General features: G+C 70.4%; 16 protein-coding genes. 11 read left to right on the forward strand and 5 right to left on the reverse strand.

Annotated features, from left to right (window positions below; genetic code table 11):
- Positions 1-5: 5 nt before the first annotated feature.
- Entirely contained in the window at positions 6-644 is a 639-nt protein-coding gene (locus tag WME75_RS33160; RefSeq protein WP_437479255.1) for an NADPH-dependent F420 reductase, read from the forward strand.
- Between the two features lie 461 nt (positions 645-1105).
- The gene (locus WME75_RS33165) at positions 1106-1423 is read left to right on the forward strand and encodes a hypothetical protein (RefSeq protein WP_437479257.1); all 318 of its coding nucleotides are present in this window, start codon (positions 1106-1108) and stop codon (positions 1421-1423) included.
- A 90-nt stretch (positions 1424-1513) separates the two neighbouring features.
- Here WME75_RS33165 and WME75_RS33170 read toward each other — a convergent pair whose 3' ends face one another.
- Together WME75_RS33170 and WME75_RS33175 are read right to left on the reverse strand one after the other, a co-directional pair.
- Positions 1514-2341: an SDR family oxidoreductase gene (locus WME75_RS33170; protein ID WP_437479259.1), complete on the reverse strand. Its 828-nt coding sequence runs from the start codon at positions 2339-2341 to the stop codon at positions 1514-1516.
- Between the two features lie 118 nt (positions 2342-2459).
- Positions 2460-6485, reverse strand: a complete 4026-nt coding sequence (locus tag WME75_RS33175) for a chemotaxis protein CheB (protein WP_437479261.1) — start codon at positions 6483-6485, stop codon at positions 2460-2462.
- Positions 6486-6831: 346 nt separating this feature from the next.
- On the opposite strand from WME75_RS33175, the gene WME75_RS33180 reads away from it, so the two are divergent.
- Positions 6832-9003 (forward strand): hypothetical protein, encoded by a 2172-nt coding sequence (locus WME75_RS33180; RefSeq protein WP_437479263.1) that lies wholly within the window; start codon positions 6832-6834, stop codon positions 9001-9003.
- Positions 9000-11789, forward strand: coding sequence for a hypothetical protein (locus WME75_RS33185; RefSeq protein WP_437479265.1), 2790 nt, complete (start codon positions 9000-9002; stop codon positions 11787-11789). Before WME75_RS33180 ends, WME75_RS33185 begins: the two co-directional genes overlap by 4 nt.
- Positions 11790-11823: 34 nt before the next feature.
- Here WME75_RS33185 and WME75_RS33190 read toward each other — a convergent pair whose 3' ends face one another.
- Positions 11824-12330, reverse strand: a complete 507-nt coding sequence (locus tag WME75_RS33190) for a DUF1993 domain-containing protein (protein ID WP_437479267.1) — start codon at positions 12328-12330, stop codon at positions 11824-11826.
- Between the two features lie 352 nt (positions 12331-12682).
- Between WME75_RS33190 and WME75_RS33195 the strand changes: the two genes are divergently transcribed.
- The gene (locus tag WME75_RS33195; protein ID WP_437479269.1) at positions 12683-13210 is read left to right on the forward strand and encodes a hypothetical protein; all 528 of its coding nucleotides are present in this window, start codon (positions 12683-12685) and stop codon (positions 13208-13210) included.
- A gap of 1251 nt (positions 13211-14461) precedes the next feature.
- Positions 14462-15727 carry a hypothetical protein gene (locus WME75_RS33200; protein ID WP_437479270.1) on the forward strand — a complete coding sequence of 422 codons (1266 nt, stop codon included), beginning with the start codon at positions 14462-14464 and terminating at the stop codon, positions 15725-15727.
- A gap of 42 nt (positions 15728-15769) precedes the next feature.
- Here the strand turns inward: WME75_RS33200 and WME75_RS33205 are convergent, their stop codons facing one another.
- Positions 15770-17692, reverse strand: coding sequence for a response regulator (locus tag WME75_RS33205; RefSeq protein WP_437479272.1), 1923 nt, complete (start codon positions 17690-17692; stop codon positions 15770-15772).
- 95 nt (positions 17693-17787) lie between these two features.
- Between WME75_RS33205 and WME75_RS33210 the strand changes: the two genes are divergently transcribed.
- From WME75_RS33210 to WME75_RS33225, 4 genes are all read left to right on the forward strand, one after another.
- Positions 17788-18711 carry an RNA ligase family protein gene (locus WME75_RS33210; RefSeq protein ID WP_437479274.1) on the forward strand — a complete coding sequence of 308 codons (924 nt, stop codon included), beginning with the start codon at positions 17788-17790 and terminating at the stop codon, positions 18709-18711.
- A 339-nt stretch (positions 18712-19050) separates the two neighbouring features.
- On the forward strand, positions 19051-19266 hold the full coding sequence (locus WME75_RS33215; protein WP_437479276.1) for a hypothetical protein: 216 nt from the start codon (positions 19051-19053) through the stop codon (positions 19264-19266).
- 96 nt (positions 19267-19362) lie between these two features.
- Positions 19363-19839 (forward strand): signal peptidase II, encoded by a 477-nt coding sequence (gene lspA / locus WME75_RS33220; protein ID WP_437479278.1) that lies wholly within the window; start codon positions 19363-19365, stop codon positions 19837-19839.
- Positions 19840-20121: 282 nt separating this feature from the next.
- Positions 20122-21324, forward strand: a complete 1203-nt coding sequence (locus WME75_RS33225; protein ID WP_437479280.1) for a phosphotransferase family protein — start codon at positions 20122-20124, stop codon at positions 21322-21324.
- Positions 21325-21556: 232 nt separating this feature from the next.
- Here the strand turns inward: WME75_RS33225 and WME75_RS33230 are convergent, their stop codons facing one another.
- On the reverse strand, positions 21557-22423 hold the full coding sequence (locus tag WME75_RS33230) for a carotenoid oxygenase family protein (protein WP_437479282.1): 867 nt from the start codon (positions 22421-22423) through the stop codon (positions 21557-21559).
- Between the two features lie 468 nt (positions 22424-22891).
- On the opposite strand from WME75_RS33230, the gene WME75_RS33235 reads away from it, so the two are divergent.
- On the forward strand, positions 22892-24292 hold the full coding sequence (locus tag WME75_RS33235) for a hypothetical protein (protein WP_437479284.1): 1401 nt from the start codon (positions 22892-22894) through the stop codon (positions 24290-24292).
- Positions 24293-24363: the final 71 nt, after the last annotated feature.

A 24363-nucleotide genomic window follows, 5' to 3' on the forward strand; every position in this document is an offset into this window, starting at 1 on the left:
GCGTCTTGAAAAATATCGGAATCCTCGGCTCGGGCCGGGTCGCCACGGTCCTGGCCAACAAGCTTGCAAGCGCCGGGCACGCCATCACCATCGGCACCAGGGACCCCGCGCGAGCAGCAGAGAAATGGCCGGGAGCGCGCGTCGAGCTCAGGGATCCGGCGGAGACCGCGCGCCGGGCCGCGGTCGTCGTCAACGCGACGCCCGGAGAGACGAGCGTCGAGCGGCTCGGCGCCCTCCGTGATGAGCTGAAGGGGAAGATCTTGATCGACATCTCCAATGCGACGGTGCGTGGCCAGGACGGCCTGCCCGGCAGCCTGCTCTACCCGAACGGCAGCGTCGCCGAGCGCCTGCAGGGAGCGCTGCCGGAGACGGCCGTGGTCAAGACGCTGAACACCATGCTGTTCACCGTCATGGCGGATCCCACGAGCCTCCGCGTCCGCCCGACCGCATTCCTGTCCGGCAACGACGAGGGCGCGAAGGCGGTCGTCGGAAGCCTGCTCGGCGACCTGGGGTGGCCGGCTGACTGGATCGAAGATCTCGGAGACATCGCGACCGCGCGCGGGCCCGAGGCGGTCGTCTTGCTCGTCGCCTCCGTGCTGAGAAAGCGAGGGCTCGCCCCGTTCGCCCTCGCGCTTGCCCGGTGAACGTCACGAGGAGCGGCGGCGATCGGCGCACCTGAGCGCATACCGCCTGCGCGGCAGGGCCGAGCGCGAGAATTCGTCAGCCAGCGCTAAAGGACCCGGGGGATGACGCGGAATAGGGTCATCGAGGTGGCGGGCCTCCGCGGTGGGCTCCAGAAGAGCGCTCAGGGGAGCGCTGGCATCGAGGCGGCTCTCCCCGAGAGAGTCACCGCCGGCGCGACCGCATTCTACAGCGCGTATTTCGACATGACGGACGCGCTGGGCGCCGTGGCGCACGAGTGGGACGATGACTACGATGATCTCGCGAACGTGCCCCGGAGCCTCGGATCGAGCTACGGGGTCGAGCTCTACGCGCGGCGACGCCTCACCCGGCAGCTCGGCGGATTCGCCTCGTACACGCCCAGGATTTCTGCCATCCAGGGTTCGATGAGGGCGCTGGCGAGGGCTCGGGCGCCACGTTTCGTGTGGGCTCCGGCGCGACCGAGCGGGTCGACCTCGCGATCCGCGGCGACCATCTCTTCTTCGACCGGCTGGACGAGGCGGCGGCCGAGGTTCGATTCGACCCCATCGCCGGGGCGGACACCGATCCGGCCTATGGAAACGCCGACGGCGAGGTGACCCAGGGAGAGCTGCTGCGCGTGCCGCTCTCGGCCATCGAGCGGGCTGACGGCGCTTACTTCGCCGAAGGGCCGATCGACCTCGCCACGTGGATAACCATGCGCATGGCCCGCGTGGCTCACCTCGGCGGTACGGAGGTTTGCTCGTCCTCCGATCTGGAGTAGGTCGGATGAGGTACCGGTCCGGTGGGCTGAACGCGCCCGTCGATCCGTGCACGGTACCGGCGCGACCAGGCGGCCAGCGCGCGGCGGCGACTACCCCGCCAGCGCCTCCGTGAGCTTCCAGAGCCGCTCCTGCGCGGCCTCGTCGAGCGCCGCCGCCGCCGCCGGCTTGATGCGGCTCTTCTCGAAGTACTCCCCCGTCACCCCGGCGCGATCCGGCGCGGTGGCGACGTGCAGCGAGCACGCGGCGCCCTGCTCGGGCGTGAGCATGAACAGGCTGAGGAGCTTCAGGACGAGCTTCGGGTAATCGCGCGAGAGCTCCGTCGCGACCACGCCCGGATGGACCGCGTTGACCGTGACGCCGGTGCCCTCGAGCCGCCGCGAGAGCGCCTTGGTGAAGAGCACGTTCGCGAGCTTCGACTGGCAGTAGGCCGCAAACGAGCTGTACTTCCGCCGCTCGAACTGCAGATCGTCCCAGCCCATCTGCCCGCGGTAGTGCACAGCCGACGACAGGACCACGATCCGCGACGGCGCGCTCCGCTTCAGCAGCGGCAGGAGCTCCTGCGTGAGCAGCCACGTGCCCACGTGGTTCACCCCGAACGTCGCCTCGATCCCGTCCTGCGTCGTGCTGCGCGAGCGCTGCCACACCCCCGCGTTGTTCACCAGAACATCGAGTCGATCGTGCTTCGCGCGGAGCTTCTCTCCGAAGGCCCGGATACTCGCCTTGCTCCCGAGATCCAGCGCGATCACCTCCACGTCCCCGCGGCCGGTGGTGCGCGCGATATCGTCGCGCGCGGCCTCGGCCCTGCCCACGTCGCGGCACGCCAGCACCACCGTCGCGCCACGCTGCGCCAGCCCACGCGCCGTCTCCTTGCCGATGCCCGTGTTGCCGCCGGTGACGACGCAGACCTTCCCGTTCATCCCGTTCTCTCTCTCAGGTTCTGGCGGCCAGCGCAAGGCCGACCGCCCGATTGACCCTCACGCCGCCGGGCGGGTAAACCCCGGAGCGCCTGCCAGAACACCCATCAGGGCGAGCGCGTCAGGCGCGGCTCTCGCCGGCCATCGGCTCGCCGTCGGCGAGCAGCCGCTTGAGCGTGGCGAGATCGACGGGCTTCACGAGATGCTCGTCGAACCCGGCGCCGCGCGCCCTCTCGCGGTCGCCCTGCTGCCCGTAGCCGGTGAGCGCGATCAGATAGACGTCCTTGTGCTGGGGCTTCTCGCGCACGCGGCGCGCGAACTCGAGGCCGTCGATCCCGGGCAGCCCGATGTCCACGATGGCGATGTGCGGGAGCACCTCGTCCATGAGCTCGATCCCCGAGATCCCGTGGTCCGTCGAATGGCACTCGAACCCGGCGCGCGCCAGGAGCGCGCAGAGCGCCTCGCGGCTGTCGGCGTTGTCCTCCACGACGACGAGCCGCGATCCTTTGGGGAACTTCTTGAGGTGCGAGCCGCGCGTCGCCTCCTTCTCGGACGTCCGCTCGGTGATCGGCAGCTGCACCTCGAACTCGCTGCCTTTGCCCTCCCCGTCGCTCCGCGCGCTCACGGTGCCGCCGTGCTTCTCGACGAGGCCCCGGACGAGCGTGAGCCCCACGCCGAGCCCTCCTGCCGACCGGTCCAGGGTGCGGCTCGATTGCACGAAGAGCTCGAACACGGTGTCGAGCATCTCCTTCGGGATCCCGACGCCATCGTCCTTCACACGGACCACGGCGTGTCCGTCCACGCGCCTGGCCTCCAGGGTGACATGACCGCCCCGCGAGGTGTACTTCGCAGCGTTGTTCAGCAGGTTCACGTGAACCTGCTGGAGCCGCGCGGGGTCGCCCTCGACCCAGATCGGCTCGGGATCGACCACCGCCGAGAAATCGACGCCGCGCGTGTCCATGAGGTTCTTCACCGCGTCGGCGGCGTCCTTCACCACGGAGCCGAGGTCGAGCACGCGCTTTCGCAGCTCGATCTTGTTCTGCGTGACGCGGCTCGCCTCCAGCAGATCGTCGAGCAGGCGCGCCATCTGCGCGGACTGACGCTCGAGGATCTGGAAGACCTTCTCGTCGGGCCCGGACGCGCCGTTCGACGCGGCGCAGTCTTCCTTGAGCAGCGCCGTGGCGTGGACGATCGCGCCGAGGGGGTTGCGGAGCTCGTGCGACAGCATGGCGAGGAACTCGTCGCGCCTCCGGACGGCGTCCTTGATCTGCTCCTCCGACCGCTTCTGCGCGGTGACGCTCCTGAAGATCCCGATGATACCCACGATGCGGTGCGCGGCATCGATGAGCGGGAGCCGCGTGACGAGGTCCCACTCCACGCCGCCATCCTGCCGCACGCGCTTCTCCAGCTTGTAATGCTGCGCCTCGCCGGTCCGCAGCACCACCTCGTCCTGCTGGTGAACGGCGAGCGCCGCCAGGTGCCCCGGCAGCTCGAAGCCGGTCTTGCCCGCGGCCTCGCGCGGATCCGAGAGGCCGAGGCGCTCGGCCATGGCGTGGTTCGTGCGAATGAACCGGCCGCGCGCGTCCTTGAAGTAGATCGCGTCGGGCACGCTGCCGAGCAGGCTGTTCAGGAGATAGCGCTCGTGGAAGAGCGCGTCCTCCGCCGCCTTCAGGCCGCTCACGTCGATGAGCGTGAGCACGACCCCCGCGACGGTGCCCTTGGCGCGGTAGGGGAGGATGCGGAGAAAGAACGAGCGATTGTGCCGATCGCGCAGCTCGCGCTCCACGCGCTCCCCCGTCGCGAGCACGCGCCTGAGATCCTCGGTGAGCTCCGGGTGGTCGACCGCATACGTGAACGTCTCGATCGGCCTGCCGACGTCCTGCAAGAGCAGGTTGAAGCTCTCCGCGATCTGCGGCGTGAATTTCCGGATCTTGAGCTCCTTGTCGAGGAAGATGGTGCCGATGTCCGTGCTCGACAGGAGGTTCTCCATGTCGTTTCCGAGCTCGGTGAGATCGGCGATCTTCCGCTGGTACTCCGCGTTCACCGAGTAGAGCTCCTCGTTGACGCTCTGGAGCTCCTCGTTCGTGCTCTGCAGCTCCTCGTTGGAGGCGAGGAGCTCCTCGTTCGCCGCCTGCAGCTCCTCGTTGCTCGCCTCGAGCTGCTCGGTCGTCGCCTGCAAGGTCTGCTTCGTGTAGCCGAGCTCCGCCTCGAGCGCGCCGAGCTGCTCGCGCGAGACGTCGTCCAGGTCGATCTCCTTCTCCGGGATCGCCGCCCGCCGCGGCGCCCCCTCGAGCGCGTCGAAGGTGATCAGGACGTGGGGCAAGGTGCCTCGCCGGCTCTCGACCCGGCGCATCGTGATCTTGTAGACGCCGCCCTCCGCTTGCACCCCCTTGAACACGATCGCCGTGCGCTCCTTGATGACGCGCTGCAGGCCCCCCGTCAGCACCATCTTGAGGTCGCAATCCAGCATCTCGAAGGCGTCGAGCCCCTGTCTGCCATCCTTGACCTTCAGGAACCGGCTCGCGCCGCCGAACGCCTGGACGAGCTCGCCGGCGTCGTTGACGAGGAGGCTCGGGGGCATGAACTCGTCGAGCAGCGCGTCGTAGGTCCCGAGCAAGTGCGACACCGGGTGGCGCGCGACGGGCGCGTTGATCCCCGAGCGCGGGGCGCTCTGGCCCTTCGTCGACGCCGGCTGGAAGCGGGGCTCGACCTGCATCCGCCGGTCGCTGTACTTCCGGTAGATCCGCCATTGCTTGTCGACGATCTCGAAGTCGTGCGCGAGGTGCCCCGGGGTCTCGCTGGGCCCGAGCAGGACCACGCCCCCGCGGTTCAGCGCGAAGTGAAAGAGGCTCAGGACCTTCTGCTGCGCCGCCGGCTGAAGGTAGATGAGCATGTTACGGCAGCTGATGAAGTCGACGCGCGTGAACGGCGCGTCCTTGATCACGTTGTGGTGCGCGAAGACGACCGCCTGGCGCAGATCGGGGACAATCTGGTAGCTGCGCCCGCGCCGGATGAAGTGCCGGTCGAGGCGCTCGCGCGAGACGTTCACCACCGCCTCTTCCTCGTAGATCCCGCGCGTCGCGATCTCGAGCGATCCGTGGTGCACGTCGGTCGCGAAGATCTTGAACGGACGGTGGCCGCTCCGGGACGTGAGCTCGTGGAGGAGGATGGCGAGCGAATACACCTCTTCGCCCGTCGCGCAGCCGGCGACCCACACGCGGAACGGCGCGTCGCGCGGCCCCGCGCGCAGGAGCTCGGGGAGCACCTCCTGCTCGAGGCGGTCGAACGCCTCCTCGTTCCGGAAGAAGCGCGTCACGCCGATGAGGAGGTCACGGTAGAGCACGTCGAGCTCGCTCGACTCGCTCTTCAGGCGCTTGACGTACTGCTCGATATCGTCCGTATGCGCGAGCTGGATTCGTCGCTCGATGCGCCGGGTGACCGTGCTCGGTTTGTAGTGCGTGAAGTCGATGCCGAACTGCTCCTCGAGCATCGTGTAGACCGCGCTCATCCCCTGATCGGCGCCGGCCGCGTCCCGCTCCGGCCGGCGCCCCTCGGACCTCACGTGCTCGAGGAGGACGCGCGGCATGTCCTGGGGAGGCAGGACGCAGTCGGCCACGCCGGCGTCACGCGCGGTCTTCGGCATCCCATCGAACTGCGCGCTGTCGACGTCCTGCACGACGACCAGCCCGCCCGCCTCGTGGACCGCGCGGATCCCCCGTGAGCCATCGCTCCCACCCCCGGAGAGGATCACGGCGATCGCCCGCGGGCCGCAGTCCTGCGCGAGGGATCGAAAGAACACGTCGATCGGCAGCGCGAGCTCCTGGTCGCGATCCCGCTCGCTGAGGAGGAGGCGGTCGCCGGCGATGATCATCTCCTTCTTCGGCGGGATCAGATAGATGTGGTCGGGCTCGACGAGCATGCCGTTCTCGACGAGGTGAATGGGCAGCTCGGTGCGGCGCCCGAGGATCTCGTCCATCAGGCTCTTGAAGTCCGGCGACAGGTGCTGGACCACGACGAAGGCCATCCCGCTCTCCTTCGGGATGTTGTCGAAGAAGTGCTCGAGCGCCTCGAGCCCCCCCGCCGAGGCGCCGATCCCCACCACGTAAGGCGCCACGGCGGGCCGGGCTGCGCGGGGTCTTGTCGTCATGGGGTCGCGCACATCGCGTTCGGTCGACATAGCCGACCTCAACGGCAGCAAGCATGCCCAGGCTGTGTTCGCTCGCGAATGCGCTCACCGGGGCCAAATCCTCGGAATTTGGGCGGCCCGTGGGCGTCCGAGGTGTGACAAAATGTCACGCTGTGCGCCACCTGTGGTGGTCTTGCGGAGTCGATGTCCAACACGAGCGAGGAAGTGACGGCCGCGCGCCACGTCACGCCGCCGGGCGGGCACCTCGCAGCTCCGCCGGGCCTCCAGGAACAGCGCTCGTCGCGAGCGTTGACAGGGCGAGCGTTGACACGGCGAGCGCGCGCCGCGAGCATCGTGCGCTCCAGCCATGCGTCGACCTTCCCTGTCTGTGTGTCTCGTGGTGCTGTCGGCGCTCGCGTACGGCGGCCCCGGCTGCGGTGATGACCAGCTCTGCGCCCCGGGCGCGCGCTCCGTGTGCTTCCTCCCCGACGGGGGGCTCGGCGCGCAGCAATGCAACGAGGAGGGCACCGCGCTCGGCGCCTGCGGCAGCGCGCCGGGGGGGCTCGAGAGCGGGTGCGGCCACCTGAGCGAGGCCTGCTGTCCCTCGCTCCCGGCCGAGCTCCGGGCGAGCTGCGACGCGGCGGCGGCCGCGGCGAACGACGCCGCGTGCGACGACTATGCCGGCAGCGCCAGCGCGGCCGGGTTCTGCGGCGGCGGCGCCGCCGCGCCGGACGGCGTCCCCTACGGCCCGGGCTGCGCCGGCCTGCTGAACGACTGCTGTGCGTCGTTGCCCGCGCAGCTCGGGTCCGCCTGTCAGGCCACCGGCTTCCGCGGCAATGAGGGGCTCTGCCACGGCTTCCTCGAGCGGGACGCCCAGGCGAGCGGCTTCTGCGAGGGGGTCGATCACGCGGCCGAGAGCTGCAGCTACCTCGCCGACCGATGCTGCCCCTCGCTCCCCGGAGGTCCGCGCGAGCGCTGCGAGGACCTCGCCGCCGAGGCGGACACCGACCTCTGCCTGGACTACCTGAGCGGCGCCTCGGACGCGGGCCGCTGCCCCACGCTCGGCGGCGGCGAGCCGCCCTCGGCGGCCGCGTGCGACGCGCTGCTCGAGACCTGCTGCAGCACGCTCGAGCCCACGCTCGCCCACGAGTGCGATCTGAGCGCGCTCTCCGGGAGCCGCGCGCGCTGCGAGGTGTTCGAGGGCGCCGCCCGGGCCGCCGGCCTGTGCCTCGGCGACGGCGGCGGCGGCGCGGGCGGCGGCTGCGGCGACACATCGAGCGACGTGGACAACTGCGGCTTCTGCGGGAACGTGTGCGGCGACCAGCACGCCGTGCCCTCCTGCGCGGCCGGAGCCTGCTCGCTCGCCTGCGACCTCGGCTTCGGCGACTGCGATCGCGACGCCGCGACCGGCTGCGAGGTCGATTTCGAGAGCGACGCCGGCAACTGCGGCGGCTGCGGCGAGGCCTGCAGCGACAGGAACGCCTCGGCCGCCTGCGAGGCGGGCGCGTGCGTGCTCGCGTGCGACGCGGGCTTCGCCGACTGCGACGGCGCGCCCTCGACGGGCTGCGAGGTCGAGCTCGCCTCCGATCCGTTCAACTGCGGCGCCTGCGGCAACAGCTGCGCCGGCGGCGCCTGCGAGGACGGGACGTGCGGCCCCGGCGCGCTCCAGCTCGCCTCGGGCCTCGCGGTCCCCTCCGCGCTCGCGGTCGACGCCGCGTCCGTTTACGTCGTCGGCTTCCAGCCCGCCGGCGGCATCGCCGTCCGCGTCGACAAGGCGTCCGGCGCGACGACCTGCCTCGCCACCGGCGCGGCGCCGGGCGCCTCGGCGTGCGGGAGCGAGCGCTTCGAGGGCATCGCCCTGACGGGCGCCGGCGCGTTCGTCACCGGCTCCACCGGCGTGCTCCGGTTCCCGCCCTCCGGCGCCGCGGCCACGGTCACCGCGAGCGTGCCCGACCCGTGGGCCGTCGTCAGCGACGGCGCCGCGGTCTGGTTCACGTCGCTCTCCCAGGGCGGCCTGTACCGCGCCGAGGCGCTCTTCGCCGGGCAGGTCGCCGCCGAGATCAGCGGCGCCGCCGGCGATGTGGGCGGCGCGCTCGCCGCCGACGCCGATCACCTCTACTGGACCTGGTCGGACGGCACCGTCATGAAGCTCCGCAAGGACGGCTCCGAGCCGCGTCAGATCGCGTCGGCGCAGGATTTCGAGCGCACCAACCTGACGCCGCAGTACCTCGCGGTCGACGCCGCGCACCTCTTCTGGAGCACGCCGAGCGGCTATCTCTTCCGGCTCGACAAGGACGGCGCCGGGCTCGTGGCGCTCGCCGACGGACAGCCCGGTCCGGCGGGGATCGCGGTGGATCCGGAGGGCGGCGGGGCCCTCTACTGGGTCAACCGCGTCGGCTCGGTGCGCAAGGTGTCCAAGGCGGGCGGCGACGTGGACACGCTCGCCGTGGGGCAGGTCGGCGCGATCGCGATCGCCGTGGACGAGGCGTTCGTCTACTGGGCGACCCAGGCGGGCGACCTGCGGAGGATCGCCAAATGAGCCCCGCTCATCGACCCGGCCGCCGCTCGCTCGCGCGCCTGTGCGGCGCGGCCGCCCTCCTGCTCGTGGGCGGAGGGCTGATCGGCGTGGGCTGCAGTCAGGAGCCGCCGGCGGGCGCCCTGGCGCCGCCGGCGCTCGGGCCGCAGGCCGACAGCGACGCGTGCGAGTGCGCCGCGGGCTTCTATTACAACGACGAGCCGATCCCGCCCGAGCAGACCCGCTGCGACGCCTTCGCGTGCGGGCGCGACCTCATCGCCTATCAGTGCCTCGACGGCGACACCGCCGCCGACACGTGGCGGAGCTATCCCGAGAACCGGTGCGGCGAGCTCGCGTGTACGGCCAACGGGACGTTCTGCGGCGAGGACGTGGTCAACGGCGAGCCGGCCGCGCTCTACGAGTGTCCCGGCGCGGGGCAGATCCCGCTCTCGTGGCGCATCTGCCCGGGCGGCTGCGAGGACGGCGCCTGCACCGGCGCGGCGAGCGGCGAGTGCCCGTGCCCGATCCCGCCCATCCCGGGGGGCGATCGCATCCCGCTCCACTGCGGGATGACCCTCTGCTTTCCCACGGGCGTCGGCAACGCCGGCGTGAGGCAGGTGTGCTCGGCCGAGGGCTGGCGCAGCCTCGGGCTCTCGTGCAATCAGCCGCGAGGCGCCTGCCCGGCGTGCCGCGGCGTGCAGGACAGCTCCGGCCGCGAGGTCACGATCACGGCCTGCGGCGAGGAGGTGTGCGGCCTCGGCGTCGGCAACCGCAGCCGCTGGGTGTGCGGGGAGGAAGGCTGGATCGACCTCAACCTCCCCTGCGAGCCCGGCAAGTCGACGGGAGAGGCGGGCGCGGAGCTCGGCCGGTGTCCGGTGGAGTTCCGCGACAACGATGGCCAGTGGAAGGGCGTCGAGCCGGGCCAGACCTTCTGCGGAGAGCAGGTGTTCGGCGGCCGCGCCAACAAGGACCTCGCCATCAACGCGGGCGAGCAGGACCTCCGCATCCGTGGCCGGGCGGATCATCTCTATTCCTGCCCGGGCCCCGGCGCGCGCCCCGTGCCCTACCGCAGCTGCGGCGCGGGGAACGGGAGCGGCGCGTGCATGCCCGTGCGGGAGATCCCGCCCGTGCGCTACCATGAAGTGACGGGCTACCAGTCCGCCGCGAACGCGCCGAAGCTCCGTGACTGGGACCGCTGCGACGAGTCGTGCCTGCCGGTGAGCAAGCCGTGCCCACCGGAGGACCGGTCGTGCAAGCGGGAGCGCGACCTCAAGTACTTCCACATCCCCGGTGGGAACAACGGGTACAACGATTGCCAGCATCTCTTCTGCGGCCAGCACGAGATCACCGGCCGCGTCGGAACCCTCTATCGCTGCGCCTACGAGTTCGGTGCCTCGTACACGTGCCCGCCCTCGGCGGGGGACACGGCGGCGGTCGTGGGGCGCCCCGTCCCGTACGAGGAGTGTTCGAGCGGCTGCGGGCTCAGGGATGTCGGGAGCAACAGCGACCGGTGCGACGGGCAGTCGGAGCAGCAGCCGTTCGGCATGCCGGATCCCACGCCCACTCCGAGCATCACGTCGGAGTGTGATCCGACCGTCGACTACCAGGGGAACCCGGTGCCCGCGCGCTCGCTCCGCCTGGGCTCGCAGATCTGCGGCCCGGGCGGGCAGGTGCTCGCGTGCGACGAGCGCCGGCTGAACCGCCCTGACGGCTGGCGCGCCACGGGGATCTCCTGCGGCACCTCCTGCGGCGTCTGCAGCCCCGACCCGTACGGCGCGCAGACCCCCGTCTGCGAGTACTTCGCCAGCGCGGAGGGCCTCACGTGCGATGACGCGAGCTTCGGGCAGAGCTGGGATCCATGCTTGAACGGCAACCAGAACGTCACGGAGAACAACCCGGCGTACTGCGGGCACAACCTCGCCGGCCGCGCCGCCGGCGACCCCAACATGCTGTATTTCTGCAAGGCGTACTGCACGAGCGTCGAGGATGGGAAGACCGTCACGAAGCCGTGCGACGGCGTCGAGGGCGATGGCCAGGGCACGCGCTCATGGTCGCGCGAATACCGCTTCGATCGCGCGGAGTACTGCGCGTTCGGTTGCCAGAAGAACGACCCGGAGAGCGACGCATGCAAGCGGCCCGGGGGCGGGAAGCGGAGCGCTCCCCTCCGTGACAGCCGCGTGGTCCGGGGGTTCGGCGTCGTGGCCGATGACTACGGCGGCCGCCACCTCGGCGAGGATCTCGTCATCTCGGGCGGCACGGCGGGCGCGGAGGTGCATCCCGTGGCCAACGGCAGGCTCCTCTGGAAGGGCATCAACAGGTCGCAGTACCTCGGCGTGGCGCTCGTGGAGCACCCGCCCAAGGCCGAGACCGGAGAGCGTTACTGCTCCTTCTATGGCCACCTCGACGTCGACGGGCTGGGCCTGGACCTCGTGGCGCGACAGGAGGTGACGACCGACGACGTGCTCGGGAAGGTGGTGCGCTGGAACGATATCCCTCGCCTGCACAACCTCAACTTCGCCGACAAGTGGGTGGAGTGCCCGACGTCCTCGAAGGATTTCGACTGTGATCTCGTCGTCGGGCCGCGGGACAACTCGCACCTGCACTACACGGTGCTCTCCGACGAGCAGTGCAAGCTCTTCACCGGCAGCGTGGGCACGCCGTACGGTTACGACGAGTGCAAGACGCCCGACGAGGACGCCGTCGCCCTCACCGCGATGACGGCGGCAGACGACTGCACGGCGCCGATGTCGGGGGCGACGACGGAGGGGTACATCTCGCCGACGTGGTTCCTCGAAGCGCCGCCCCAGTGAGCGGCGCTCTCCTCAGCGGGCGACCGCCGCTCCCTCAGGGCTTGCCGAGGAAGTCCATCTTGCCGATGTCGAGCCCGTTGTGTCGCAAGATCGCGTAGGCGGTCGTCACGTGGAAATAGAGGTTGGGCAGGGCGAAGTGCAGCAGGTAGGTCTGGCCCTTGAACTTCAGCGGCTGATCGCGCGTGGGGATCGTGATCTCGCGGTCCTCGGAGCCGTCGAACTGCTCGGGCCGCAGGCTGTTCAGGAACTCGATCGTCTTGGCGATGCGGGCCTGCAGCTCGTCGAAGCTGGCCTCGTTGTCCTCGTACTTCGGCACGTCGACGGCTGTCAATCGCGCTCCACAGCCCTTGACCGTGTCGCTGACGATCTGCACCTGGCGCGTGAGCGCGAGCATGTCCGGGGCGAGGCGCGCGTCGAGCAGGACGCGCGGCTCGATCTTCTTCGCCTCGGCGTATGCGGCGGCCTTCTTGAGGATCGCAGACAGGTTGCCGAGCGCCCTCACGAACACGGGAATCGAAGCCTGATACATCGAGATCGCCATCTTTATCTCCTTGCTATCGCACGGTGCGGAAAGCGCGGCCCCCGGGTACGTCACGGGGAGCGCGGTGCGGGAGCACCGCCGGCGGGGACGCGCGCAGGCGCCAACCTTGTGGTCGCCCCGCGGTCTAGGCAAGCGCTCCGCCGCACAGAAATCACCTGTGCCTTCCCGGGCGCTCCAGCGCCGCCCTCGTCCGCCGGAAACCACGTACTCCGGCGCCGCGAGCGCGCCCCGCAGGCGCTCCGACGAGCGGAGGACCTGTGAAGTAATGTAAAACCTATTGACGAACCGGGGCTCCGGCCTTCTTGCGGTGCTCCTCGACGGCCGCTCCGGCGGCGCGCTATAGGAGATGGTCATGCGGAATCATCTTGTTATCTGCTTGATCTCGGCGGCGTTCGCGGCCGCGTGCGGCTCCACGACGACCGATCCCGATCCGACCGGGAGCGGCGGGTCGACCGCCAGCTCGACGAGCGCCAGCTCGGCCACCGGGACGTCGTGCGTTCCCGGCTCGACGATGCCGTGCACCTGCCACGCCGTCGGCGGACCGGGCGTCGCGACGTGCCTCCCCGACGGCAGCGCCTACGGGGCGTGCATGGGCGAGGACGGCGGCGACTGCATCTGTCCCCCGGGGCGCGGCGACGGCTGCTGTATGGGCGACGGCCTCTGCTGCGCGTGCGTGCAAGGCTGCGATCCGAACACGGATCCGCAGCAGGATCCGGAGACGGACGCGCTCATCGACTGCGTGTGCGCGGCGGGCGTGTGCGCGGACGAGTGCGAGGTGGAGTGCGCCGGCGGGGGCATCACGGCGAACTGCGCGCCCTGCGTGCAGCAGGCAGGGATGGACGCGTGCAAGGCGCAGCACGAGGCCTGCGGCGGGACGTGAGCGCCGCGGCGCGGCGCTCGGGGGGCGCCGCGTCCGCATGGCGTTCAGTTCGATGCTCTCCAGTCCATTCTCGCTCTCGACGAGCCGCTCTCTAACGTCGACGCCGCGCTGCGCGCCGAGCTCCGGGTCGAGGTCGCGGCGCTCTCGCTGCCCGCCACTCCGGGCGTGGCGCTGCTCTACGCGCCCGCCTCCCTCCTGGAAAATTGAATCTGCATCAAATATCCATGCATCGAAGGGGCGGCCTTCACTCCACTGCCTGCTGGGCTCGATACCCACGTGCCTGGGCGCATCGAAGACAGAAACGATCAGTCCCTCTGGATTCTGGGAAGCGGAGTTGAGCAGGTGGTACTGGAGGCGAAAAGGATGCTGATCTTGAGATCAAAATTCGCGATCGCGGGAATTGCTCAAGACCCATGGCAAAAATCGCGCGCCTAGGCGCGGCGGACTGGACAGTCTTGGCAGCGGGTCTCTCCCTCATGCGATTCGCATGCCGATCGGCAGAGGATCCCCAGATGCCCAGCCCGGCGGGCGGGACATCCGCGTCTGGCGGCGGCGCAAGCGTGGGCACGGGAGGGGCCGCCGCTGCTGCTGCTGGGGGAGCCCCCCCCAACTGGCGGTACTAGCCGTGGCGGCGAGGGGAACCCCGCCACTGGCGGGCTGATGGCGAGTGATGGCACCGGAGGCACCAACGGTGGTGTCTACAGTCCTGATTCAAAGAGTTTCATGGTGAGGATCGCGCCACCGGTGAGCTCCTGGAGGTAAACACCAACAAGGAGATCTCGCCCAATGATTGATAAATATACAGGCACCGTAACACCAGACGTTCTTGTTGACGGCGCATGTATACCACTGGTAGAGTGCGGCTGCCCGCCCGCTGTGGGGTGGACGTGTCTGACGGACTGAGCTTAACCGGCCTGCGAGAGCGATATGCTATTTAACGACCTGCACCACGCATCTGCAACCGACCGCCGTACATCCCGACGACGCCTGGCCACTCTCGTGGCACTGACCGCGTTGGCACTTAGCGCATGCGGTGGTGAAGACGACAACTCGTTGAGCGGCGCGGCGGAGGGCGGCGCCGGCGCCGGTGGCCCCGGGGCGACGACAGGCGGAGCAGGCGGCCCGGGTTCGGGCCCTGGCTCGGGTTCCGGCTCGGGTTCCGGCTCGGGCTCCGGCTCGGGTTCCGGCGCGGGCTCCGGCTCGGGCTCGGCCGGTGTCGGTGGCAGTGGCGGCACGGCCGACCATGAAGACATGAGTGACCACTGCGTGTACGGCTACCCTCCCCACGAGACCGACTCGAGCCCCACGATGAAGGATGGCGCCGCGGACTTCTTTCCGCCCGGCAACAACGATCCGAACATCGTTGATACCACCGTGCAGCCGGAGGTCCTGAAGTGGATGTACGACAACTCCTGGCAGGTGGCCCACATCGAGTGGCACGCGGTCCGCACTTGCAATGGCCCCTTCGGCGGTGGAGGGAGCAAGGTCGGCATTTGCGACTTCAAGCAGCTGATCCCGGCGGATCAGAACTGTCAGACCCCAGGCGACGGCTACCAGTTCCTTGTGTTTCACCGCCACATGATTCAGGCGCTGAAGCAGCTCTGGCCCAATCATAGCGAGCAGTTCACGGGCTTCACCAAGTTCCCGACCTCGGCCGAAGACGTGCCGCCCCAGTGGCGCTCCGCGTGGCGGGACTGGGATGCGTCCGCCCTCGAAGCCGGGAGGATCGGCGACGAGATCGACAAGCCCGAGAACCTCGCGAGGTTCCCGGACGAAGGCACGCTCGGCTTCTGGCTCCAGTGCAACGTGGGTCAGGCGCTGAGGGGGGCGACCAACATGCCGTGGGTAGGCCTCCACTTCGTGCTGCACGCCAAGTGGGCGCGGCCGGGCAATATCACGCACGGCGTGAACAACACCGAAGCGAACATCGACAACTACATGTTCTGGAAGCTCCACGGCTGGATCGACAACGTGTGGGAGAAGTATCGCATCGCCAAGGGGATGCAGCCGACGGATCAGAAGTTGAAGGACGATCTCGTCGCGCAGTGCCGCGAGATGGACACCCACATCAAGATCATCAAGCAGAACCTGGACCCCGACGACGTCAACAATCCCAACGAGCCTTTGCCGGTGGAATCAGGGTTCTTCCACGAGAAGGTGCGGCCCATCTTCGCGACCAACAAGAACCTGTGCACCGGCTGCCACGGCGAGACGGGCGCCAATGCGAAGCTGATCCTCGGTGGCCACATCAGCTCCAGGAAGATCGTCGACGGTCTGGTCAACAAGCCCTCCCGCGACGGCGGCCAGTACAAGCTCGTCGTCCCGGGCGATCCCGAGAACAGCTGGCTCTACCGCAAGGCCGCCGGCACGGCGGAGACCGCCGGCTGCGTGCCGTCCGCCACGGCACAGTGCATCTCGGGCGTGATGCCCCCCAGCGCGGCCGGGCCGACCGTCAGCCAGGACGAGCTCGCGATCTTGCGGCAGTGGATCCAGGACGGCGCCGCGGGCCCGCCCTGATACGTAGCAGCGACCCGGGACAACGCCTGCCCTGAGCCCCGGCTACGTCCCCCCCGTCGGCTCCACCGCCCTCGCCGGCTCCACCGCTCTCGCCGGCAGCAGCGCCTCCACGCGGCGGATCAGCTCCGCAGGATCGATCGGCTTCGGCAGCACGCGGCCCCCGTGTGCTGCCAGGAACCGCCTGCTCGCCTCGCTCGTCCCGCCTCCGGTCATGAACAGCACCCGGTCCGCGAGCGCCGGCAGCTCCGCCTCGATCCACTCGTGGAGCTCGATCCCCGTGCCTTCCTGCATCACGAGGTCGCAGAGCACGACATCGAAGTCCGCATCCAGCCGGAGCGTCCTTTGCGCCAGGGCGCCCGAGGACACGCACACGACCTCGTGGGATGTCCCGAGGAGCCCCCGCAGCGCCCGCAGGATGAGCGGCTCGTCGTCCACGACGAGGATCCGGGCGCGCCGCGTCGGCCCCTCCTCGCGCGCCGGCGCGGGCAGCGCCGCGGGCTCCGCGCTCGTCCAGGCGGGCAGGCGGACGCGGACGCAGGTGCCCACGCCGGCCGTGCTGCGGATCTCGATGGTCCCGCCGCACGACTCGACGATGCTCCGGCAGATCGCGAGCCCGAGCCCCGTCCCCTCCCCCGCGCGCTTCGTGGTGAAGAACGGCTCGAACAGCCGGTGGATGTGCTCCTCGGCCACGCCACAGCCCGAGTCCACGATCTCCGCGACGACCTCGCGCCCCTGCTCGCGGGTGCGCACCTCGACGGCGTTGTCGGCGACGCGCCCCTCCCGGATGGACTGCGCCGCGTTGATCAGCAGGTTCACGAACACCTGCGTGAGGCGCCCCTCCGCCCCGCCCACGCGCGGGACCGGGGCGAGCTCGCGCACCACGCGCGCGCGGTGCTTCATCTGGGCGTGGACGATGTTGAGCGCGCTCTCGAGCACCGCGTTGACGTCCGTCGGCCCGATCGCCTCGTTCGCCTCGCTGCGCGCGAACACCCCGAGATCCCGGACGATGTGCATCACCCGCGCCGCGCCGTGGCGGGCGTCGTCGAGCGGCTGGGCGAGCTGCTCGGTGGCCACCCCCTTGCCGGCCAGGCGCCGTATCTCGCGGGCGAGCAGCTCGAGGTTCGCCACCACGTAGGCGAGCGGGTTGTTGATCTCGTGGGCCACGCCCGCCGCCAGCTGCCCGACCGCGGCGAGCCGCTCGCTGCGCTCGAGCCGGAGCCTCAGCTCCTCCCCCCGGCGCCGCCCGGTCACGTCGCGCAGGAGCGCCATGCGCGAGGGCCGCCCCTGCCAGTCCACGTCGACCCAGCGAACATCGATGAAGACCGTGTGCCCGCCGAGCTCCAGGCTCGTCTCGCCGGCGAGCAGCGCCACCGGGCAGCCCCGCCCGGCGACGAGGCGCCCCTCGCCGAGCAGCGCCTCTGCAGCGGGGTTCGCGAACAGCACTGTGCCGCCGGGGTCCAGCACGATCACCCCGTCGGCGCTCCGGGCGATGAGCTGGTGGAGATTGGCCTCGTTCTCCCGGGCCTCCGCCATCGTGCGCGCGAGCTGCGTCACGAGCTGCTGGCGGCTGACCGCATAGCGGATGGCGCGCCACAGCGTGTCGGTGTCGAGGCTGCGCTTCACGAGGTAATCCTGCACCGAGGCGCCGAGCGCGCGCTCCGCGAGGCGGACGTCGTCGTGGCCCGTCAGCACCACGATGGGCACGTGGGGATCCACGTCCCGGACGCGCTCGACCACCTCGAGGCCCTCCCCGTCGGGCAAGGAGAGATCGAGGAGAACGACATCCCACCCTTCCTTCACGCGCGCGAGCCCTGCCGCGAGCGTCTCCGCGTGTGCGAGCTCGGCGCGCTGCCACGGCACGGCGTCGAGGTGGCTCTGCACGATCGAGGCGGCGATGGCGCTGTCCTCGATCAGCAGGAGGCGAAAGCACGGCGCTGGCGGAGCCCGGCTGGATTCGGCGGACATGAGTGACCCCCCTGGGTCTAAGGAGCTCAAAGGCCTTCCCGGAAGTCAAGCGTCTCGCACGCGCGGCGGCGCCATCGGCGCTATCGTCGGCGGGAATGGAGTTCCTCCCCTTCCCCAAGATGCCGTGCCTCGGCGCGAGCGATGCCCCGACGTGGGTCGCGCTCGAGAAGATCCACGGCGCGCAGCTCGTAATCGGTGTCGACGCGGCCGGTGTCCGCTTCGGCAAGCGCAAGGAGTGGCTCCGGGACGACGACCCCTTCTTCGGCTGGCAACTCCTCCGCGCGTCGCTGCGGGACGCCGCCCGCGCGGCGTTCGCGGCGGTCGGCGCGGAGCGGCTCGTCCTCTACGGTGAGCTCTTCGGCGGCGGCTACCCCCATCCGGACGTCCCCACGGGCGGCGTGATCCCGGTGCAGACCGGCGTCTGGTATGCGCCCGACCTGCGGTGGGCGCTCTTCGAGCTCCGCGCCGTCGCTGAAGGCGAGGACGCGTTCCTCGCCTTCAGCGAGGCGGCCGCCGTCGCCGCCGCCGCCGGGCTCATGATGCCCCCGCTCCTCGCCCGCGGGCGCAAGGCGGAGGTCGCCGCCCTGTCCGAGCGCTTCCCGTCGCGCGTCGCGTCCGTCCTGGGGCTGCCGCCGCTCGGTCCGGCCAATCTCGCGGAGGGGCTGGTCGCCAAGCCCGATGTCCGCATGCCCGCCGGCGCCTACATGGCCTTGAAGCGCAAGATCGCCGAGATGCGGGAGGACCGCTTCGACGAGAGCGCGCCGTGGGATCCGGAGCGCCCGGTCGATCTGCCCACCCTGGTCCGCTGGGGCGAGCGGCTCGCGAACGGCCCGCGCCTGGCCTCCGCTGCCTCGAAGGTCGGGCGCCACGACCGCGCGACCCTCGACGAGGAGGCGGCCCTCGACGTGCTCGTGGACCTCGATGCGGCGTTCCCGGGCGCGATGAGCGCCCTCTCGCCCGAGGACGGCGATGCGCTCGAGCGCGCCGTCAGGGCGGCTATCGCGGGGCAGCAGCTCTAGACGAGAGCGGTGCTCGGACGAGAAGAAGAACAGGAGAACAAGAACCGCCAAAGCTCCTGCCCGATGGGCGCATTGCGTACTTGCTGAAGACACCTCGGCGACGACGCACTCACCGCGTCATGAGTCCAATGGAGTTCATCGCCCGGCTCGCGGCTTTGATTCCTCCGCCGAAGATCCCGCGCCCGCGTCGCCGTGCGCTCCCCCGGCGCTCTCAGCGAGGTCTCTCGTGCATGCCGACCCCACGGTGCGAGTTGAGCCGACCCCGATCTCGGTCTTGCACTCGGGCTCTGCGCCGCGCGCAGCGACCGGTTCTCGTGGCGCGCCTGGCTGGCGAGGATCATGGCGGCGCTCGCCGGGGCGCTCGCGCTCTGCCCGGCCGTCATGGCGGCGCTCGATCCGTTCGGCGTGCGCGAGGCGAGCCTCGGCGCGTGGTCCCCCGGCGCCGCCACGCGCTACCTCGTCTGCTGGGGGCTCCACGCCGGCGCTTACCTCGGCGTCCTCGTCGGCGTCTTCCTGGAGGGCCGACCCGCCCTCAGCCGATCGCCCCGGCCGTGAAGTACGATGACGAGCTCATCCCACACCGTCCTCTCTGGAGAGAGCGGGAATGACCCGCCGCGACCCTGCGTTCCGGCGGCCATGGCGCGACGCGTGATGAGCTGGGTCCTGATCCTGTTCACGATGGCCCTGGTGGGGTGCGATCACGCGACCAAGGCGGTCGCGCAGGCCGCGCTCGAGCGGCGAGCGCCCCTGTCGATCGTGCCGGGGGTGCTCGACCTCCGCTACGCCGAGAACCGCGACATGGCCTTCAGCCTGCTCCGGGGCATCCAGTCGCCGGCCAAGGTGGCGTTCCTCTTCGCGTGCTCGATGATCGTCCTCGGCGGGGTGATCCTGGGCTGGTGGCACAGCCGCCGCGCCTCGCTCGCCGAGCAGGCCGCGTACGCGCTCATCGTCGCCGGCGCGATCGGGAACGCGATCGATCGCGCCGTCCGCGGGTACGTCATCGACTTCATCCACGTTCATCGCTGGCCGGTGTTCAACGTCGCCGACATCGCCCTCGTGGCGGGCGGGATCCTGCTCGGGATCGTGATGTTCAAGCGTGCGCGCCGGGAGCCGCGCGAGGTGTCCTGAGCTCCGTTGACACGAGGCGGCGTTCCCGGGCGCAATGCGCGCCTCCTCGCCCGAGGACAGCGAGGCGCCAGGACGCCATGAGAGAGGGAAGAGAGGAATGGTACGCCGGCGCGGCTGGCGGCGTCGGTTTCATTTCGACCCCAGTACGCTTCTGGCGTCCTTGGCGTCCTTGGCGCCTTGGCGCCTTGGCGCCTTGGCGGCTCATTCTCCTCTCGCGGAGCACCGCCGTCCGCCACGGATCTGAGCTCTCGACCCACGTCGGCCCTTCGCTATCATCGCCCGGTGCCGACCGAACCGCCGCGCCTCGTTCGACTCGTCCTCGTCACCAGGGCGGGAGAGCTCCTGGGCGCGCTGCCGCCCTATCCGGTCGCGATGCCGTGGTGGCAGGAGACCCAATCGGTCATCGAGGGAGCTCGCGAGCGCCACGGCATCGAGGTGACGGTCCTCCGGATGCTCGCCGCCGAGCTCCCGGTTCCCCACGGCGGCGCCGTCACCTACCTCGCGGAGACCGAGGCGCCGCCGCCGCCCGGCGTCGAGCCCTGGCGCGAGGCGCTCGACGATCACCCGCTCCGGCAGCCGTGGGCTCGGCCGGGCGGGCCTTCAGACGACCTCGCCTGGGCGGACTCGGTCCTGCGCGCTCGGGGCTTCGCGCGGACGGCGCCCGCCGAGCAGATCCGGAGCTGGAACCTGTCGAGCGTGTGGCGGCTCCGGGCCGGCGGCCAGACGGTCTGGCTGAAGCACGTCCCGCCGTTCTTGGGGCACGAGGGGGCCCTCATCGCGCGGCTCGCGGGCGGGCCCGTACCGGCGCTCCTCGGCCACGACGGCCGGCGGATCCTCATGCCGGAGATCCCGGGCGAGGATCTCTATCACGCCGAGCTGCCGATCCTGGAGCGGCTGGTCTCGCTGCTGGTCGACCTTCAGCACGGCGCGAGCCGGCAGGTCGGCGACCTCCTGGCGCTGGGGCTGCCGGACTTCCGCGCGCCAGCCCTGACACGGCTCATCGCCGGCGTGGTGGCCCGGACGCCCGGGCTGTGCGCCGGGGATCGGGCGACCCTCGGCGGATTCGTCGATGGCCTGCCCGAGCGCTTCGATCGCCTGGCCGAGACCGGGTTGCCCGACACGCTCGTCCACGGCGACTTCCATCCCGGCAACGCCCGCGGCGACGCGACGTCTGTCGCGCTGCTGGACTGGGGCGACAGCGGCATCGGGCACCCTCTGCTCGACCAGCCGGGGTTCCTCCAGCGGATCCCGCCCGGCGACATCGACCCGATCCGGAGCCTCTGGAGCCGCGCGTGGCGCGCCGCGGTCCCGGGCTCCGACCCCGAGCGCGCCGCCGAGCTGCTCGCCCCCGTCGCCGCTGCCCGCCATGCGGTCATCTTCCGCAAGTTCCTCGACGGCATCGAGCCGTCGGAGCACCCCTACCACGCCGGGGATCCGCTGGAGTGGCTCGAGCGAACAGCCGAGATGGTGCGCTCGCGCCCGTAGAGCACCGAGAGAGCACCGAACACGTTAAAGTCCATGGAAGATCAGAGAATGGAAAGAGGACCGCAAGGGCGCGAGGGGCGCAAGGGGAAGAGGGGTGCAAGGGGAAGAGGGGAACAGATTTTTTCTCTGTTCCCTTGCGCGCCTCGCGCCCTTGCGCTCTCTCTCCTTCCCGCACTCCGTGTCCCTCCAGCTTTCTCCCCGGCGTATCCGGCGGGTGGCGCAACCTATTGAGCTAGGCCGCCGCGTCGGCGAGCCATTCGCCGTGGAGCCCCAGCGGGACGCGGCACGGCAGGCGGACGCGCGCCACGGGAGGCGACGCGAACCTCGACGCGTCGAGGACGACGAGCTCGGTCGCGGAGCCGTCGCGACGGTGGACGAACAGGAGGACCCACGCGTCGTCCTCGGCTGCGCTCCCCGGCCGCGGGGCGACGACGCACTCGCCGGGCATCGCGTCGCCCCCGACGTCGTGCAAGGCCGCGGCGCCTGTCTCGAGATCGTGCTGGCGCGCGACGGTTCGCGAGAAGCCGACGTCGGGGCCGAAGTCGCAGAGCTCGGTCGTGTAGGCGCGGCGATGGCGGGCGCCGACGACCGCCGGGTGCACGCGGGGGAAGTCGAGGAACCGCGGATCCAGCTCCGCCTCCGCGACACGGCCGCTGGAGAGGTCGAACGTGAACCGGTGAAGCGCGTGCGGCGCCATGATCCGCGGCGCGCGCACCGCGTCGAGCACGATCGCGCCGCCGTCCTCGAACGCGTTGACCGTGTGGCTGATCGTGCAGGGCGCGACATCGAACCATCGCATGTCCTCGTTGCCGCCGTCGCGGGGCAGGACACCGATGCGCGCGGGGAAGTCGTCGTCCCACCGGAGCGGCACAGGAGATCGCACGTCCCCGAGGAGCACCGGGAGCACGTAGAAGAGGACGTATCGTTCGGTGATGGCGAAATCGTGCATGAACGTCATCGCGGGGACGTCGAGCGCCGCGCGATGGACCACGCGGCCGGCGGCGTCCGCGCGGTGGTAGGTGAGATGCGGGCGCGAGGGCGCCTGAGAGAAGAAGAGGAGCTCGCCGGTGCGCGGACAGATCTTCGGATGAGCCGTCATCGCGCCGCCGAGCGCACGGCCTGGCCGTGCTCCTGACGCAGGGGCAGCTCGGACGGTACGACAAGCCCGTCGAGGCGGCGCAGCTCGCGGGCCTGGTCAGCGGTTGGCTCATGGAGGGGCTCCAGCCGCGGCCGGCGGAGCCTCCTGTGGAGTCTCCTCCTGCGGCCCCACCCGCCCCCGCCAGCACAGCGCCCTCGGGATCGCGGCGACGAGCCGGACGGACGCGGGCATGACGGGCCTGCCGGCCCCGCCCAGAGAGCCGCTGCTCCGGCTGCGGCTACCGGACGAGCATTGGACGCACCGGTAGCCGGTCGCCGGTCGCCAGTCCCGCAGAGCGCTCGATCGCCGAATGCGTGCTCACGTGGCGCCGCTCCTTGCAGGCCGCCCCCCGTCTCCTGGTACACTGCGAGTCAGCGACGCTCTCTTCGAGCTGACGGCGGACGGGCGTCGAGGGAGGGGAACAGGGGTATGGCGACGCGAAGCGTACTGTGCACGCTGGTGAACTATACGGGCGAGCCGCTCACGTTCGTGGGCCCTCCTCGGCTCGACCACGGGATCCTCACCCCGGGCCGGGAACCACCGCCGGCGTGCCGAGCGACGGCGGTCTGGTCGGCCGAGTCCGACGGCGTCATGACCGGGACCGAAGGCCGCGTGACCTACCGCGGCCCGAGCGGATCGGTGACTGTGTACTGGAACAACCCCTTCGTCGGCGGCAACGACTACGGCGCCACACCGGACGGCGCCTACATCATCACCAAGGTGCAAGGCCCGAAGGTGGGCAGCAACGTGAACGCTACCTACGTCGTGGACCGCAAGCAGGAGGCGGCGCCGGAGGCCGATGCGCCCGGCGGGGCCGCGCAGGCACAGCCGCAGGCCGAGCAGCCGGAGGAGCCGGGGAAGAACAGCCACCTGCCCACGGGGACAGGGCAGGTCACCGTGATCAGCCCGAAGGACTGGCTTGTCGACATCGCCTGGCAGGCCGTCAACAGCATCGAGTGGAGCCCGCTCATCCTCGAGATCACCGAGAACCGACACGGCAGCCAGAGCGGCGCTGCGTGCCCTGGCATACTGCCCACGTTCCCTGGGGTCAAGGCGAACGGGAAGTGCCCGCTACGGCACCAGGCGATGGCAGCGGAGCGAGAGGCGAAGTACGCCGCAGCGTTCGAGCGGCTCAAGAAAGAAGGAATGGAAGAAAAGCTCGCCCAGGCCAGGGCTCGCGAGGAATTCAGCCAGATTTACAATGACTTTCACTCCTGGTGCGGCGACTTCGTGACCTGGGTGTTCTGGAAAGCCTGGGCCTTGCGTGGCGAGCCGGAGGACAAGATCACGAGCGCGGAGCTCGGCAAGTTCCTCAACCGTGAAGCCCTCAACGGCGCGTGGAAGCCCGGAGCGAACCTGAACATGGTCGAGGCCTATGCGAAGGGTCTCTCGCTGGAAGCATTCCGCGAGGACCAGAACGCGCAAGGTACGCCCACCGGCCTCCTCGTCTGGCATGCGCCGGGGGACGGGTATGCGCCCAAGCCGGGAGACATCTTCATGGCGAACCGCAAATCCGGAGGCCATATATCCATCGTCGCGTCCTGTGAGCTCGAGGCGATCTACGCCCCGTCGGACAAGCAACAGCAGCATCCGCACTACCGATTCACGACGCTGGACGGCAAGTCTTTCGATTTCCGCGACGCCGACGGCGAGGCCGGCTGGAACGAGGCGCTGGCGGAGCTCAGCCCAGACGAGCGCAAGGAGATCGAGGTTCCTCAGGGAAAGTGGCAGGGGGTCGCCCAGAACAAGCGCACCACCGACGCGACGAAGGACCCGCTCCGGGGCTTCATCGACACCTCGAAGCTCCGGGAGGCCCTCGGGTACCGCTGATACGGGATGGGCCGGCCGCTTCGACCAGGTTCGTGGCCGGCGCGACCAGGCGGAGCCGCGGCGGCACGCCT

Source organism: Sorangium sp. So ce1014 (assembly GCF_051521505.1).
Classification (GTDB): Bacteria; Myxococcota_A; Polyangia; order Polyangiales; family Polyangiaceae; genus Sorangium.

What these genes read in the sequence shown, in the direction of transcription:
- WME75_RS33170 (WP_437479259.1), bottom strand. Translation starts at nt 2,341, where the DNA reads ATGAACGGGAAGGTCTGCGTCGTCACCGGCGGCAACACGGGCATCGGC.
- WME75_RS33175 (WP_437479261.1), bottom strand. Translation starts at nt 6,485, where the DNA reads ATGACGACAAGACCCCGCGCAGCCCGGCCCGCCGTGGCGCCTTACGTG.
- WME75_RS33180 (WP_437479263.1), top strand. Translation starts at nt 6,832, where the DNA reads ATGCGTCGACCTTCCCTGTCTGTGTGTCTCGTGGTGCTGTCGGCGCTC.
- WME75_RS33185 (WP_437479265.1), top strand. Translation starts at nt 9,000, where the DNA reads ATGAGCCCCGCTCATCGACCCGGCCGCCGCTCGCTCGCGCGCCTGTGC.
- WME75_RS33190 (WP_437479267.1), bottom strand. Translation starts at nt 12,330, where the DNA reads ATGGCGATCTCGATGTATCAGGCTTCGATTCCCGTGTTCGTGAGGGCG.
- WME75_RS33195 (WP_437479269.1), top strand. Translation starts at nt 12,683, where the DNA reads ATGCGGAATCATCTTGTTATCTGCTTGATCTCGGCGGCGTTCGCGGCC.
- WME75_RS33200 (WP_437479270.1), top strand. Translation starts at nt 14,462, where the DNA reads ATGAGTGACCACTGCGTGTACGGCTACCCTCCCCACGAGACCGACTCG.
- WME75_RS33205 (WP_437479272.1), bottom strand. Translation starts at nt 17,692, where the DNA reads ATGTCCGCCGAATCCAGCCGGGCTCCGCCAGCGCCGTGCTTTCGCCTC.
- WME75_RS33210 (WP_437479274.1), top strand. Translation starts at nt 17,788, where the DNA reads ATGGAGTTCCTCCCCTTCCCCAAGATGCCGTGCCTCGGCGCGAGCGAT.
- WME75_RS33215 (WP_437479276.1), top strand. Translation starts at nt 19,051, where the DNA reads ATGGCGGCGCTCGCCGGGGCGCTCGCGCTCTGCCCGGCCGTCATGGCG.
- lspA (WP_437479278.1), top strand. Translation starts at nt 19,363, where the DNA reads ATGAGCTGGGTCCTGATCCTGTTCACGATGGCCCTGGTGGGGTGCGAT.
- WME75_RS33230 (WP_437479282.1), bottom strand. Translation starts at nt 22,423, where the DNA reads ATGACGGCTCATCCGAAGATCTGTCCGCGCACCGGCGAGCTCCTCTTC.
- WME75_RS33235 (WP_437479284.1), top strand. Translation starts at nt 22,892, where the DNA reads ATGGCGACGCGAAGCGTACTGTGCACGCTGGTGAACTATACGGGCGAG.